Genomic DNA, 13,674 nt, shown 5'->3' with positions numbered 1-13,674 from the left:
CGGGCATCAAACCGACATCAGGCCCCACCGCTCCTAGGGCATGGAGTCCAGCAGACGGGCCAGTTCCAGGCGGGAGGACACGTGCAGCTTGCCGAAGACCCGTGACAGGTAGACCTCGACGGTCCGAGGGCTGTAGTGCAGGGCGGCGGCGATGTCGCGGTTGCGCATCCCCTGCTGCACCAGCCGGGCGACGGTGGCCTCGGCCTCGGTGAGCAGCCCCGGCGCCTTCGCCCGCGCCCTCGGCACCGGCGCGCCCACCTCCCGCAGCCGCGCCCCCGCCTGCCTGCGCAGACCGTGGACGCCGAGCCGCTGGAACGTCGTGTACGCCTCGCCCAGCTCGGCCCTCGCGCCGTCGTCGACCTGCCCGAGCGCGAGCTGGGCGCGGGCCTTCTCGAACTCCAGCCCGCCCGTCCCGGCCTCGGTGACGGCGCTGCGCAGCAGGTCCGCGTCCCGTTCGAGCAGGCCGGTGACCCGCAGGAACGTGGTCCGCGTCCACGGTGCGCCGCGCAGCTCGGACACCTCGCGGAAGTGGTCCTCCACGCGGCGGGCGTGGTCGGCGTCGCCGTGCGCCAGGTCGATCTCGATCATCCGGCCGAGCAGCACGGAGCTGTAGGCGGCCTTGCCCAGCGCGTCCACGGCCGTCGTGACCACGTGCCGCGCGCCCTCCACGTCGCCGCGCGCGGCCAGGTACCCGGCGAGCGCCATCGCGTAGAGCCGGGACATCGTGGGGCTGACCGGCGGCGCGACGGCGGCGAGCCGGGCGCCGATGTCCAGCTCGCCGCGCCACGTCCGGATCTCCAGCTCGATCGCCCGCACGCCCTCCAGCAGCATCAGCTCCTGCCGGGTGCCGAGTTCCGCCGTGGCCCGCCCGAGCCGGTCGAGGCACGCGTCCCACCGGCCGCCGAGCCAGTCCAGCGCGACCCGCGTGACCTGGAGCTCCCCGAGGAACGCCGTCCCGCTGCTCAACCGCTCGGCCCGCCGCAGCCGCCAGGTGGCGTCGTGCACCAGCCCGGACAGCGCCGCCGTCGACGCGCACACCGCGAGCGCCTGGAGTTCCAGACCGGGCTGGCCGTCGCTCGACCTCAGCGCGCGGTTGGCGTACTCCACCGTCTTCTCGTGCCGGAACAGCATGGACGCGACCATCGCCAGCTGCTCGAACACCACCACGCCCTCGGCGGGCGCGAACGCGGGCAGCGCCTCGATCCGCTCGCTCTCGGCCGACGCGTCGTCGTAGCGGCCGGTGAACACGAGCAGCAGCGCCCGTTGCGCGAGCAGCGCGGGCGGCACCTCGCCCGCGCGGATCTCGTCGTCGGCGAGCCGCAGCGCGTCGTCCACCCGTCCCACCGCGAACAGGCTCGTGAGCACGGCCGTGGCGACCCGGTCGCGGTCCGGCCCGCGCGGCAGCTCGGCGAGCGCGGCCAGTCCCGGCTCGATCGCCGCCGCGGGCCGGGACGCCCGCGCGAGCACGCGGCAGCGCAACGCCAGCAGTTCGGCGTGCCGGGGCGATCCGGCGGGCACGAGCGGCAACGCCCGCGCGCACAGCGAGGCCGCGGTCTCCGGCGCGGTCGTGCGAGCCAGGGCGGCTGCCTCGGCGAGGACCCGCACGGCCGTCTCGTCACCGGGCACGGCGGACTCGCCGAGGTGCCACGCGAGCCGCATGAGGTCGACCGGCAGGCCCCTCGCGCGGTCGTCCGACAGGTGCTCGCCGACCAGGCGGTGCAGCTGCCGCCGTTGCGCGGGACCGATCTCCTGGTACAGCGCGTCCGCGACGATCGCGTGCGAGAACCGGTAGCCGCGGTCGTCGTCGCGCACCACGACGTGCGCGCGCAGCAGGTCGTCGAACGCCGTCGCCACCGTGGCCTCCGGCAGCGACGCCACGCGGGCCAGCAGCCCGATCTGGTCCAGCCGCACCCGCCGCAGGACCGCCACCGCCCGTGCCACGGCGCGGGCGTCCGGCTCCAGCGGCGCGACCCGGCGCAGCACGGCGTCGGCGCGGGTGAGCCGGATGTCCTCCGGCATCACGGCCAGCCGCGCCCGGTCGCCGTCGACCGCGACGAAGTCCAACTCCCGCAACGACCTCGCGATCTCCGTGGCGAAGAACGGGTTCCCGTCCGCGCGCCGCCGGACCTCCCGCGCGAGCGCCTCGTCGACCCGCGAGTCGAGCACGGCCTCCACGACGTGGCCGATGGCGTCGTCCGACAGCGGCGCGAGCGCGATCCGGCACACCTCGGTGTGCCGCTCCACCCGGTCCGCGAAGTCGGAGCGGTCGTGGGTGCGGGCGGCGGCGATCAGCGCGAGCGGCGCGGCGGAGAGCCGCCGCAGCACCACGGCCAGCAACGCCAACGAGTCGTCGTCCACGTGGTCCAGGTCGTCCAGCACCAGCACGACCGGCCCGGCCGCGGACAACCCGGCCAGCAGCCGCGCCACCAGTTCGCACGACCGCCCGAACGTGCTCGGCTCGGTCAGGTCCATCGCCGCGAGCGCCGCCCGCCGCACCTCGTCCAACTCTGCGGGCAGCTCACCGGAGGAGCGCAACGCGCTGGTCAACGCGGCGTACGGGATCCGCCGCCCCAGGTCCTCCTCCTCGGCGACGAGCACCAGCCGTCCACCGTCGCGCAACCGCCGCACGGCCTCGCCGAGCAGGCTCGACTTGCCGATCCCGGCCTCGCCGGACACCAGCACGCCGACCACGCCGCCGGCCGACACCCGTCCGACGGCGTCGAGCAGCACACCGAGTTCAGGCTCCCGACCCACGATGGACGGCAACGCGAAACCCCTTCCCCGCGGCGCTGACGGGCACTTCCACCCTACGGGCACCTACCATGGGCGCGAGGCGGTGAGGCCGGTGATCGAAGTCGTGCGCAGCGGACGCGTGGACGCGTCCCCGGAACGCGTGTGGCACCTCGTGTCGCGAACCGAGCGGGCCCCGGAATGGCTCAGCTTCGCGGAAAGCGCCGAGGTCATCTCGGGCAGCGGGTGCGGCCAGCGGCGCAGGCTGTACAGCCGGTGGGGCAAGCGCCGGTCCGAGGTCGACCAGGAGGTCATCGAGTACCGCAGGCCGCTCGTGGTGGCGTGGCGGCACATCGCCGAACGCCTGGACGGCAGGCCAGCCCCGAGGTTCGCCGAGACCACCGAGTTCCGCGTCGAACTGGAACCCGCGGGCGAGGGCACCCTGGTCCGGCTGCGATCACTGCAACAACCCGCGTCACCGGTGCGCGGGCTGCTGATCAAGCTGTTCGGCAGCAAGGAGATCGCCCAGGGCATGGAACGCTCACTGGTGCGACTCGCGGACGTGCTGCGGTAGATTTCTTGACCACCGGTCTCGACCGGCTCCCAGGTGATCCTTTGGCGTGAAAACCCGCTCTGACCACTGTCTTTTCTCTCGCCGGTCGCTAACTTCGATGACATGGACGAAGACCACCGACCGCGCCCGACCACCGCGCGGACCAGGGAACTGGGGCACGAGCTACTTCTCGCTCGCAAGCGCGCGAAGCTCAAGGCGACCACGGTCGCCGAGGAATTGGGGTGGTCGCCCGGCAAACTCAGCAAGCTGGAGCACGGGTGGCGCAGCACCAGCGACTGGGACTACGGCACCCTGCTGGGCAAACTCGGGGTCGACCCGGCGACCAGGGACCGCATCCACCGGATCGCGTCCGAGCAGGACATCGGCCACTTCCTCCGGGTGCACAACGGTCTGCTGTCGGACAACCTGCTGTGCCTGATGATCCACGAGCGCGCGGCACTGACCATGTGCGTGTACGAGACAACCCTCATCCCAGGGCTGCTCCAGACCCAGGCCTATGCGAGAGCGGTCATCAACCCCGACGGGATCTACCTGCCGGATGAACACGACTTCAAGGTCGCTGCACGGTTGGAGCGCCAGTCAGTCCTCAGCGGCCCCAGATCGCCCGAGGCCACCTTCTACATCCACGAAGCCGCCTTGCGCGCAGTGATCGGCGAGCACCAGGTCATGCACGACCAGATGATGCGGCTCGCCTTCATGTGCGAGTGGGGCCGCTTGACCATCCGGGTGATCCCTGCGGGCAGAGGCCATTCGGCCCTGATGCACTCCTCGAACCTGATGACCTTCACCAAGTCGATGAAGCCGGTCGCCTACAGCGAGACCGACGTCGCCACGGTCTTCACCGAAGACCAGAAGTCGATAGAGGTCCACCAGCGCAAACAGATGGCACTCGCAGAACTGGCCCTGGATGCGGAACAATCGCGGTCGGTGTTCGCCTACTGGGCGGATGTGTACGACTGTCGAGAGGACCGCGATGTCGAAGGGCCTGACCTGGCGCAAGAGCAGCTACAGCGGCGAAGGCGAGAGTAGCTGCGTCGAAGTCGCTTTCCCAGGCCGAGCCGTGGCCGTGCGGGACTCCAAGAACGCGGGCGGGCCGGTGCTTGCGTTCCCCGTGGTCCAGTGGGCCGAATTCCTCCAGACCTACGCCACGACGCCGTAGACCGACCGCAGCCAGATCAGGGTCAGGGCGTCGACCAGTTTGCGGTCCCTTACCGGGGAGCGGCGGGACAGCGACTGGGTGAAGCAGGCCTGTTCGTTCATGTTCTCCAGGACCGTCGCCAGCAGGCGCGCGTCCGGTGGGCCGGGCAGGGCCACGCCCGCCGCGCGTTCGCGTTCGATCTGCTCGGCGGCGGAGTCGATGAACCTGCGGGCGACGTCGGACCAGAACTCCTGCATGCGCGGGTTCACGTCGCGGGCGCGCATCGCGGCGCGCAGCACCGGGCCGTGGTGCCGCCACAGCGCGACGGTCGCGGTGAGGGCGCGGCGGATCGCGTCCTCCGGCGGTTCGCTGCCGCGCCGCAGCCACAGCGCCGCGCACTCGTGCAGTTCGACGGCCACCTGCTCCGACAACGCGTGCAGCACGGCTTCCCGCGACTCGAAGTGGAAGTAGAACGTGGACCGGGACACGCCCGCGCCCGCGGTCAGCTCGTCGACGGCGATCTCGTCGAGCGACCGGGATTCCAGCAGCCGCTCCGCGGTGTCGAGGATGGCCTGCGAGGTGAGGTCGCCCTTGCTGCGCTTGCGTCTGGACGCGACCTGCTGCACCGGTGTGCGTGGGGGCATGGCGGCCATCCTGGTCCACTCGTCCCGGCGCGGCAACGGTTTCACCAGCACGTTCGATTCAGAAGACCAATCACGACCAAAGGAGACGGACGGAGTGGAGGGTTCAGACGCGCGCGGGGGTTTTCGGTGCTGCCACGGTGAAGCGGATCGCCGTGGTGAGCACGAGGTCGCCTTCCGGTGAGCGCGCGGCCTCGATCTCGTCGAACGCGGCGGCGCGGGCGAGCGGCAGCGCCTCGGCGGGCACGCGGTCCAGCAGTTCGCGGCCACCGTTGGCCCACACCCACTCCAGCCAGTGCTCGGCGTCGCGGAACCGGGTCTCCAGCACGTCCTCGGTGATCTCCACGTGCTCGTACCCGTGGTCCACGAGGAACTCGCGGATCGTGGACTCGCCGCGGAACGGGCCGCGTTGCGCGCTCAGCTTCGGCGCGAACCGGGCTATCGCCGCGAGCGCGGCGGCGAACGAGCGGTCCGGTGCGGCGACGGTGCTGAACGCGACCCGCCCCTCGGGCCGCAGCAGGGTCGCGTAGTGCCGCAGCGCGGCGGCGGGGTCGGTGAGCTGGAAGATCATCAGGTTGGCCAGCACCACGTCGAACGAGCCGGGCTGGAAGTCGGGCTTGTCCGCCTCGTCGAGCCGGACGTCGGACCCGGCGGCGTGCCGGGCGCGCACCCGTGCCCCGGCGAGCTGGACCATGCCGGGCCGGTGGTCCACGCCCATCACGGACCCGCGCTCCCCCACCACGTCCAGCGCGGCGAGCAGCGTCGACCCCCGGCCGCAGCCGACCTCCAGCACGTGCTCGCCCTCGCGCAGGCCGGCGCGCTGCACCAGCACGGACCCCATGGCGAGGAAGCGGTCGATGGCGAACCGGTCGTGGCCGCGCGCCGACAGGTCGAACGCCTCGGCGATCGACGACTCCAGCTCCTCGGGCGGCCTCACGGGACCAATTGTCCCGCTCGTACGTTTCGGGCATGTTGCGCACGACCGCGGCCGAACGGGTACACAAGAGGGCGTGGATCCCCTCTGGGCACTGCGACAGGTCGCGTTCCGGCTCGAACGCGCGGGCGAACCCACCTACCGGGTGCGGGCGTTCCGCCGCGCCGCGGACGTCGTGGCGGGCCTGCCCGCGGGCGAACTGGACCGCCGGGTCGCCGCGGGCACGTTGACGGACCTCCCCGGCATCGGCAAGGCCACGGCGGGCGTGATCGTCGACGCCGTGGAGGGCCGCGAACCCGCGTACCTGGACAAGGTGAACGCGCCCACGCCCGTGACCGGCGGCCACGAGCTGCACGCGGCGTTGAAGGGCGACTGCCACACCCACTCCGACTGGTCGGACGGCGGCAGCCCGATCCGCGAGATGGCCGAGGCCGCCCGCGACCTCGGGCACGAGTGGGTGGCGCTGACCGACCACTCCCCCAGGCTGACCGTCGCGCACGGCCTGACCGCCGACCGGCTGCGCAAGCAGCTGGAGGTCGTGGCCGAGCTGAACGTCGAACTGGCCCCGTTCCTGATCCTCACGGGCATCGAGGTCGACATCCTCGACGACGGCTCCCTCGACCAGACCGACGAGCTGCTGTCCCGCGTGGACGTCGTCGTGGCCAGCGTCCACTCCAAGCTCCGCATGGCCAGGCAGGAGATGACCGAACGCCTGCTCACGGCCGTGGCGAACCCGCACGTCACCGTCCTGGGCCACTGCACCGGCCGACTCGTCGTCGGCAAGGGCAGGCCCGAATCCACGTTCGACGCCGAGGCCGTCTTCCAGGCCTGCCAGGCCAACAACACCGCGGTCGAGATCAACTCCCGCCCCGAACGCCGCGACCCACCCACCCGCCTCCTGACCCTGGCCCGCGACCTGGGCTGCGACTTCGCGATCGACAGCGACGCCCACGCCCCCGGCCAACTCGACTGGCTGGTCTACGGCTGCGAACGCGCCGAAGCCAACGCCATCACCGCCGACCGCGTGATCAACACCCGCTCGGCAGCCGACCTGCTAGCCCGCTAGGTCGTGTTGGTCGCCAATATGGACACCGAACGAGACGGTCGGGCCAATCATCGCGCGACACGGACCCAAAGGTGCGTTCCCAACCTGCTATCGGACTGCCCGCCCAGCACACCTCCTATTGCGCATAAATGCGGATTCAATCCTTGACTTTCATCCGTCGTCATACCGTCGGACCTCCTGAAACTTCTCGCAATCCATTCACCATGCCGGGGACCTCAGCTTGACAGCGACCCTCCTCGGGCTCACGCTTCATCGAACAAGTCGCGCGTTGGTCTCTCCGTGGAGGCAAGTCGTGCCCGACGCGAACAACACCCGGTACAACCCGGCTGGCGCCGCGAGTCGATACCTCGTCTACCTTCTCAAAAATCCCCCTTATCGCGCCACCTGGGAAACAATCGCCCATCAGCGAAATCTCACTACTCACCGCGGCGAGCTGCACCAGGAAGCCATTCGTGCGACCTACGTCGACCACCTCGAACGCCAGGGAATCCTCACCGAGACAGAACGGCAGATCCACCGGTCCGAGCGGTATCTCACCGGAAAGCAGAAACCCCGACTTTTCAAGGACAAGGTGAACCGAGCGCTCGCGGGCTCGGTGCTCACCAAAACCACCCTGGACGAGTTCATCTCGGCTTTCCACATTTCGGCACTTCACGCCGAGCAGCTCCTGATGATCCTCGACGGCGCCGACGACCCGCTGTTGGTCATCGGCGACGTCGCCAGACCGGACCACCTACCGCCCCCACACCACGAGACGCTGCTGCTGGTGGAAGAACACCACCTGGGCAGCAACGGAACGCCGACGTGCCACGTGAGCGAACAGCGGATCCGTGCTCTGAAGGACGACCTCACCCACTTCCCTTACCGGTTCGACACCGACCAGATCAGTGTCAACGTCATCCGGGGAGGGACCGCGGGTGAGGTGACCAAGGTGGGGGACGGGATCTGGGAAGCTCCGATCGTCTTCGCCAGGCCACTGCGCTTCGGCGAGCTGGCCAAATTCAAGTTCTCCAGCAGGTTCCGGTACACGAGTCCTCCGCAGACCGATTTCCGCAGAGCCGTCACAGGGCGAATTGAAAGCGTGGACATCCATGTGAAGTTCCACCGCAAGCGAATCCCTTCACAGGTGTGGTGGACACAGTGGGAACACTACCGGGACGGTAGCAACATAATTCGAGAAGAACCCGTCGAGCTGACCGACGAACTGACCGTGGACCGCTACCTGAAGTACGTGGAACGAGCTGTCGTCGGATTCCGGTGGGTCTGGTGAAGGCCGCCGACGGCCGGTGAACGCCGACGACGGACTTCATGCGACAACCGTGCGACAAACCGCACATACCGTTGCCCTGTACCGCCGAACGCGGTGAGCAAGTACCCGAACAGAGCATCGAAGCCGCCGAAGGACGCACGTTGACCCAGCAAGAAGAAAACCTCGACCAGACCACCGCTCCCCTCCGCGACGCGTTGGAAGAACGATCGTTCGTTGCGACGATCAAGGGTTTGGCCGTGAACAAGAAGATCCTCGTTCTCACGGCGATCGGGACCACCGTCGCCGTCATAACCCTTGCCGTCTCCTGCAGCCCGTCTCCCCCTCCTGATCCGGGAGTGCACCAGAGCGGCACTGGGAACGTCGTCATCCAGGGCAACAGCGGCTGTGGTCAGGTGACCGACAACGGCAGTTGCGTCGTCCAGCTCCAGGAACTCGTGAGCCAAGCCGACAAGGCGGGCGATGACGAGAAGTCCTTCAAGGAGGCGCTGGCCGCCAGGTCGACAACGGCTCCCACGGGTTCCGGCCCTTGGCCCTTCGTCGTGGTCGACACGGTGATCGACGGGAAGAACTACGGCCTGTACGCGAGAACGACCAACCGCGTTCAGGCCGAACGACAGGGAACAGCCGCGAACCACAACATCATCTGGGCCGACTGCGAAGCCACCAGTGACTACACACCTACCGACGTCACCGGCGACAACAACGTCGGTCCGAGGTGGCTGCGAGTCCGTTGGAACCCGGTAGGGCCGATGGACCGCTCCGTCTCGGAGCCGACCGCGACGAAGTACGCCTGGATGTACCGAGGAGCGGCGGTGCCGTTGGAGCACAACGGCGAAATCCCCGCTTGTGTCTGAGCGAACACCCGGCTAACCGTCGAAATCGACCGGCCTGGGTCCGACAAGACCCAGGCCGGTCGACCACGTGCTTCGGAAATCATCAGGGCCTGAGTTCCACCCGGACCCGCACCTCCGACAACCCCGCGCGCGGCCACGAGACCAGCAGGTCCAGCGGACCGTCCGGGCGGGGCAGGACGTACTCCGCCCGGCCCGCGAGGCCCGAGGAGGACAGGTAGGGCGTGTGCGGCGTGACGGCGGCCGAGCCGACGACCACGGCAACAGCCGCGACCCCTTCGCGAGGTCGTGTGGGCCAGGTCGTGTCGATCCGGTCCTTGGTGAGGCTGTGCACCTCCAACGCCAGCAACGCCCCCACGGCCGTCACGCGGGCCAACACCACCACCGCCCGGTCCGACCCGTGCAGCACCACGGGCGACGCGACGGCAACACCGGTCTCGACGTCCACCAGGTCGAGGACGGGCTCGGCGTCCCGCCGCTCGAACTCCCCGACCACGGGCGTCCCACTCCCCGCCGTCCACACCGGCACGTCGTCCCGCTCGACCGCCGCCCGCTCCGGCAACGCCACGGCGACCACCGTCTCGGCAAGCCCGACCCGCGGCCACGCCACCACCCACGACACCTCGCCGAACAACGGCGGCAACGCGAACACGGCCCGGAAGTGGTCGTTGGGGAACTGGTACAGCCAGGTCTCCCCGAGCACCGGCACGACCCACCGCACCCGCCCCTCGTCGACCCACCCGAACCGCAGGTCGATCCCCCCGTCGTACACCAGCCGCCGCGGCTCCCCGACGGCCCGACCCGGTCCCCCGGCACCCGCGAGATCAGCTCGACCTCCACCCCGCCCGACCGGGACACCGCCCGCACCACCCCGACGGTCACGTCCGCCCGGTCCACCAGCAGCCCACCCTGGTGGGCGAGCACCCCCACGGTCTCCATCAGGGCACGTCCACTCGGACCCGCACCTCCGACAAACCCACCACCGGCCACGAGACCAGCAGGTCCAGCGGACCGTCCGGACGGGGCACGAAGTGTTCGGCGTAGCTGCTGAAACCGGGCGTCTTCACGAACACCACTCCTCCGCACGGACGCAGCCACCGCGCGGTGGAGCCGCTGATCACGGCCACCACCGCGAGATCCCCGTAGTGGTCGAAGCCGCGGGTGCCGTCCGGCGAGGCGAGGTCCAGTGCGCGCACGGCGGCCTCCGCCGCGCCCCTGGCGAAGGTGTGCACCTCCAGCGCCAGCAGCGCACCGACCGCCGTCACGCGGCTCAGCACCACGACCGCCTCGGCCGACCCGTGCAGCACCACCGGTGCCGCCACGACGGTGCCCGTCTCGATCAGCACCTCGTCGGGCAGCGGCTCGGCCAGGAGGCGGTCCCGCTCCTCGGTGTCCGGCAGGCCGATGCCCGGCGCCCAGAGCGGCGAGTCGTCGCGCTCCACCTCGGCCCGGCCGGGCAGCGGCAGCACGACCGGCGTCGTCGGGAACCCGATCTCCGGCCACGCCAGCACCAGCGTCACCTCGTCGAACAGCGGCGGCAGGACGTAGAGGTAGTGGAAGCGCCGGTACGACCACTCGGCGAGCGTCATCGACAGGCCGGAGCTCGCGTACTGCCACCGCACCCCGCCATCTCCGTCGAGCCACCCGAACCGCAGGGAGCGACCCCCTTCGTAGGGGGACAGCCGGTCCCGGTCCGGGTGCGGGAGGCTCGGGGGACCCGCCAGTTCTCGAGGCACCCGCGCGATCAGCTCGACCTGCAAGCCGTCCACCCGTGAGGTCATCCGCACCACCCCGACGGTCAACTCCCGCCGGTCCACCAGCAGCCCGCCCCGGTGCGCCACCACCCCCACGGTCTCCATCAGGGCACCTCCAATTCCACTCGGACCCGAACCTCGGACAGGCCTGCCACCGGCCACGAGACCAGCAGGTCCAGCGGGCCGTCCGGGCGGGGCAGGACGAAGTCGGTGGCGGCCGTGAAGTCGCCCGACCCGCCGCTGAGGGTCCCTCCCGACAGCCACAGCCTGCGCGCGGTGGAGCCGTGGACCACCGCGATGGCCAGGCCGTCCCAGTGGGCGGCGTCCGGCGGGTGCGCGGCGAAGGCGGCGACGTTCACGGCTTCCGCCGTCGCGCCCCTGGCGGCGGTGAGCACCGCTACCGACAGCAGCGGTCCGACGGCGGTCACGCGGGCGAGCGTCACGGTCGCCTCGGCGGAGCCGTGGAGCACCACCGGGGCCGCGACGACCGTGCCGGTCTCGACGGGCACCTCGTCGGGGATCTGCTCGGGGGACAGGTCCTCGACGGGCAGGCGTTCCCACTCGTCGACCACCGGCACGCCACCGCCCGGCGTCCAGAGCGGCGCGTCGTCGCGCTCGACCTCCGCCCGGCCGGGCAGCGGCAGCGCGACCACCGTCTCCGGGAACCCGATCTCCGGCCACGCCAGCACCAGCGACACCTCGTCGAACAGCGGCGGCAGCACGTGCAGGGAGCGGAAGCGCTTGCGCGGCCACCGGTAGTGCGTGGCGGACGCGGTGGTGGTCGGGTACTCCCACCGCGCCCGACCTCCCGCGTCGAGCCACCCGAGCCGCAGGTCGAGGCCCTCGTCGTAGGCGGGCAGGAGGTGGCGGGCCGCGCTCGGACCGCCCCACGAGTCGAGCCGGTCCACGGGCACGCGCGCGATCAGCTCGACCTCCAGGCCGTCCGACCTGGAGACCGCCCGCACCACCCCGACGGTCAGCTCCGGCCGGTCCACCAGCAGCCCGCCCCGGTGCGCGAGCACCCCCACCGTGTCCATCGGCCCAGCTTGCCCGCCACCCCCGCCCCGGCGCTGTCGCCCACCTGTGCGACACCGCTCCCCGAGATCGGCGGACGGCGAATCGACGCGCCGTCGAGGTGTGCCGACCAACCGGTCGACACGAACACCGAATACAGGCCGTTGACCTGGGATTTCTCCCCAGCGGACGACGCTTTTCCACCGGTGCGACCACACGACGGGAAACCGAAGTGCCGGAACGCGTCCCGACGCCGTCCTTTGTGGACTGGAGCGGTCCGATGTGTAGAGCGGCGGTTCACGGGTACTCCGGTGTCGACGGCAACCGAGATCCCCAGGGAGGTTCCTGTGACCACCATCGCGAAGTCGGTCGGCGTCCGGGTCCGGGAGAGCGTGCACCAAGGGCAAGATCGCTCCCCTCGGAACCCAGTGGCCGGAACCCCGCACGGCGGCGTCGTGAAGTACAACCGACTCGACGAGCGGACCGGCGGACAGCGCATGGCGTGATGGACTCGCAGGAGCAGGGCCCCGCCACCACCGCGGACTTCGACGTCCGGGTGCCCGCGGGGCCCGCTCACCTCCCCAGCATCAGGATCGTCACCGCGGGCATGGCGGAACGGGCCGGGTTCGACTCGGACATCGTCGCCGAACTCGTGTTGGCCGTCGACGAGGCGTGTTCGCTGCTCATCCGCCGTTCCACCGAAGGCGCGCGGCTGACCTGCCACTTCTCCGTGGCGCACCACGTGCTCCTGTTCCGCGCCCAGGTCTCCTCGCCCAGCACGTGGGTGCCGAAGACGACCTCGTTCTGCTGGCGCGTGATCAGCTCCCTGTCCGACTCCGCGTCGACGATGGTCGACGCCGACGGCGTGCTGCACATCGAACTGCGGCGGCGGGAGGCGGCGCTGCGATGATCATCCAGTACCCCACCATGGAACCGGTGTTCCGCGAGCTCGCCGAGACCGATCCCGGCAGGCCGAGGTTCCAGCAGCTGCGGGACCTCCTCGTGACCTCGCACCTGCCGGTCGCCGACCACATCGCCGACCGGTTCGCCGACCGCGGCGAGAACGCCGAGGACCTGCGCCAGGTCGCGGCCGTCGGGCTGATCCACGCCGTCGACCGCTTCGACGTCGAGCGCGGCATCGAGTTCCTGGCGTTCGCCGTGCCGACGATCACCGGCGAGATCCGCCGCTACTTCCGCGACCTGTGCTGGACCGTCCGCGTGCCGCGCAAGCTCAAGGAGCTGTGCCTCGCCATCGACGCCGCCCGCGTCGACCTCGGCGAGACCCTCGGCCGCGCCCCGACGCCGAGCCAGGTGGCGCGCTACCTCGGCGTGAGCGTCGAGGAGGTGTTCGAGGGCCTGCACGCGGCCAGCGCGTACCACCTGCTGTCGTTGGACGAGCTGCCCGACGAGGAGTTGGACGACCAGCTCCAGGAGGACGACCACGAGCTGGAGATCGCCGAACTCCACCACGCCCTCAACCCGATGCTGCGCGGCCTGCCCAAGCGCGAGCGGCGGATCGTGATCCTGCGGTTCTTCGAGGACAAGACGCAGACCGAGATCGCGGGCACGGTAGGCGTCTCGCAGATGCACGTGTCGCGACTGCTGGCCCAGTCGCTGGAGAGGTTGCGGAATCTGCTGGAAGAAGAGTGAGCACCGGGGCCCCACTGGTGGTAGGACTGGAACGTCCTCCGATTGGGGTGGT

General features: G+C 70.5%; 15 protein-coding genes. 9 read left to right on the top strand and 6 right to left on the bottom strand.

Annotated features, from left to right (window positions below; genetic code table 11):
- Nucleotides 1-33: 33 nt before the first annotated feature.
- The gene (locus tag ACFWW9_RS00145) at nucleotides 34-2,766 is read right to left on the bottom strand and encodes an ATP-binding protein (protein ID WP_390370161.1); all 2,733 of its coding nucleotides are present in this window, start codon (nucleotides 2,764-2,766) and stop codon (nucleotides 34-36) included.
- A 79-nt stretch (nucleotides 2,767-2,845) separates the two neighbouring features.
- Between ACFWW9_RS00145 and ACFWW9_RS00140 the strand changes: the two genes are divergently transcribed.
- The 3 genes from ACFWW9_RS00140 (at nucleotide 2,846) to ACFWW9_RS00130 (ending at nucleotide 4,463) form a co-directional block, all read left to right on the top strand.
- Nucleotides 2,846-3,304, top strand: a complete 459-nt coding sequence (locus ACFWW9_RS00140) for an SRPBCC family protein (protein ID WP_390370160.1) — start codon at nucleotides 2,846-2,848, stop codon at nucleotides 3,302-3,304.
- 102 nt (nucleotides 3,305-3,406) lie between these two features.
- Nucleotides 3,407-4,333 (top strand): helix-turn-helix domain-containing protein, encoded by a 927-nt coding sequence (locus tag ACFWW9_RS00135; protein ID WP_390370159.1) that lies wholly within the window; start codon nucleotides 3,407-3,409, stop codon nucleotides 4,331-4,333.
- Nucleotides 4,251-4,463 (top strand): DUF397 domain-containing protein, encoded by a 213-nt coding sequence (locus tag ACFWW9_RS00130; protein WP_390370158.1) that lies wholly within the window; start codon nucleotides 4,251-4,253, stop codon nucleotides 4,461-4,463. The genes ACFWW9_RS00135 and ACFWW9_RS00130 overlap by 83 nt, the downstream gene beginning before the upstream one ends.
- On the opposite strand, the gene ACFWW9_RS00125 is transcribed toward ACFWW9_RS00130, so the two are convergent.
- Together ACFWW9_RS00125 and ACFWW9_RS00120 are read right to left on the bottom strand one after the other, a co-directional pair.
- Nucleotides 4,445-5,086, bottom strand: coding sequence for a TetR/AcrR family transcriptional regulator (locus tag ACFWW9_RS00125; RefSeq protein WP_390370157.1), 642 nt, complete (start codon nucleotides 5,084-5,086; stop codon nucleotides 4,445-4,447). The genes ACFWW9_RS00130 and ACFWW9_RS00125 overlap by 19 nt on opposite strands.
- A 103-nt stretch (nucleotides 5,087-5,189) precedes the next feature.
- Nucleotides 5,190-6,020, bottom strand: a complete 831-nt coding sequence (locus ACFWW9_RS00120) for a class I SAM-dependent methyltransferase (protein WP_390370156.1) — start codon at nucleotides 6,018-6,020, stop codon at nucleotides 5,190-5,192.
- A 73-nt stretch (nucleotides 6,021-6,093) separates the two neighbouring features.
- On the opposite strand from ACFWW9_RS00120, the gene ACFWW9_RS00115 reads away from it, so the two are divergent.
- The 3 genes from ACFWW9_RS00115 to ACFWW9_RS00105 all read left to right on the top strand — a co-directional run bounded on the left by ACFWW9_RS00115 (nucleotide 6,094) and on the right by ACFWW9_RS00105 (nucleotide 9,207).
- Complete coding sequence (locus tag ACFWW9_RS00115) at nucleotides 6,094-7,083, top strand: PHP domain-containing protein (RefSeq protein WP_390370155.1); 990 nt, start codon at nucleotides 6,094-6,096, stop codon at nucleotides 7,081-7,083.
- Between the two features lie 292 nt (nucleotides 7,084-7,375).
- A complete protein-coding gene (locus ACFWW9_RS00110) occupies nucleotides 7,376-8,353 on the top strand; it encodes a hypothetical protein (RefSeq protein WP_390370154.1) in 978 nt (325 codons plus the stop codon).
- Between the two features lie 140 nt (nucleotides 8,354-8,493).
- Entirely contained in the window at nucleotides 8,494-9,207 is a 714-nt protein-coding gene (locus tag ACFWW9_RS00105) for a hypothetical protein (RefSeq protein ID WP_390370153.1), read from the top strand.
- Nucleotides 9,208-9,289: 82 nt separating this feature from the next.
- On the opposite strand, the gene ACFWW9_RS00100 is transcribed toward ACFWW9_RS00105, so the two are convergent.
- The 3 genes from ACFWW9_RS00100 to ACFWW9_RS00090 all read right to left on the bottom strand — a co-directional run bounded on the left by ACFWW9_RS00100 (nucleotide 9,290) and on the right by ACFWW9_RS00090 (nucleotide 11,995).
- Nucleotides 9,290-9,976: a hypothetical protein gene (locus ACFWW9_RS00100; RefSeq protein WP_390370152.1), complete on the bottom strand. Its 687-nt coding sequence runs from the start codon at nucleotides 9,974-9,976 to the stop codon at nucleotides 9,290-9,292.
- 166 nt (nucleotides 9,977-10,142) lie between these two features.
- Nucleotides 10,143-11,063, bottom strand: a complete 921-nt coding sequence (locus ACFWW9_RS00095; protein WP_390370151.1) for a hypothetical protein — start codon at nucleotides 11,061-11,063, stop codon at nucleotides 10,143-10,145.
- Nucleotides 11,063-11,995 carry a hypothetical protein gene (locus tag ACFWW9_RS00090; protein WP_390370150.1) on the bottom strand — a complete coding sequence of 311 codons (933 nt, stop codon included), beginning with the start codon at nucleotides 11,993-11,995 and terminating at the stop codon, nucleotides 11,063-11,065. Before ACFWW9_RS00090 ends, ACFWW9_RS00095 begins: the two co-directional genes overlap by 1 nt.
- Before the next feature lie 324 nt (nucleotides 11,996-12,319).
- On the opposite strand from ACFWW9_RS00090, the gene ACFWW9_RS00085 reads away from it, so the two are divergent.
- From ACFWW9_RS00085 to ACFWW9_RS00075, 3 genes are read left to right on the top strand one after another with little or no spacing between them, the layout of a single operon-like run.
- Nucleotides 12,320-12,478, top strand: coding sequence for a hypothetical protein (locus ACFWW9_RS00085; RefSeq protein ID WP_390370149.1), 159 nt, complete (start codon nucleotides 12,320-12,322; stop codon nucleotides 12,476-12,478).
- The gene (locus ACFWW9_RS00080; protein WP_390370148.1) at nucleotides 12,478-12,882 is read left to right on the top strand and encodes an ATP-binding protein; all 405 of its coding nucleotides are present in this window, start codon (nucleotides 12,478-12,480) and stop codon (nucleotides 12,880-12,882) included. Before ACFWW9_RS00085 ends, ACFWW9_RS00080 begins: the two co-directional genes overlap by 1 nt.
- Nucleotides 12,879-13,622 carry a SigB/SigF/SigG family RNA polymerase sigma factor gene (locus ACFWW9_RS00075; protein ID WP_390370147.1) on the top strand — a complete coding sequence of 248 codons (744 nt, stop codon included), beginning with the start codon at nucleotides 12,879-12,881 and terminating at the stop codon, nucleotides 13,620-13,622. The genes ACFWW9_RS00080 and ACFWW9_RS00075 overlap by 4 nt, the downstream gene beginning before the upstream one ends.
- Nucleotides 13,623-13,674: the final 52 nt, after the last annotated feature.

Origin of the sequence: Umezawaea sp. NPDC059074 (genome assembly GCF_042738955.1) — a bacterium.
GTDB lineage: Bacteria > Actinomycetota > Actinomycetes > Mycobacteriales > Pseudonocardiaceae > Umezawaea.
The sequence above is the reverse complement of the archived record's forward strand: the minus strand, read 5'-3'. Positions and strand labels throughout refer to the sequence as shown.

Coding starts and splice junctions, on each gene's coding strand:
- ACFWW9_RS00135 (WP_390370159.1), top strand. CDS start 3,407: ATGGACGAAGACCACCGACCGCGCCCGACCACCGCGCGGACCAGGGAA.
- ACFWW9_RS00130 (WP_390370158.1), top strand. CDS start 4,251: ATGTGTACGACTGTCGAGAGGACCGCGATGTCGAAGGGCCTGACCTGG.
- ACFWW9_RS00125 (WP_390370157.1), bottom strand. CDS start 5,086: ATGCCCCCACGCACACCGGTGCAGCAGGTCGCGTCCAGACGCAAGCGC.
- ACFWW9_RS00095 (WP_390370151.1), bottom strand. CDS start 11,063: ATGGAGACCGTGGGGGTGGTGGCGCACCGGGGCGGGCTGCTGGTGGAC.
- ACFWW9_RS00090 (WP_390370150.1), bottom strand. CDS start 11,995: ATGGACACGGTGGGGGTGCTCGCGCACCGGGGCGGGCTGCTGGTGGAC.
- ACFWW9_RS00080 (WP_390370148.1), top strand. CDS start 12,478: ATGGACTCGCAGGAGCAGGGCCCCGCCACCACCGCGGACTTCGACGTC.
- ACFWW9_RS00075 (WP_390370147.1), top strand. CDS start 12,879: ATGATCATCCAGTACCCCACCATGGAACCGGTGTTCCGCGAGCTCGCC.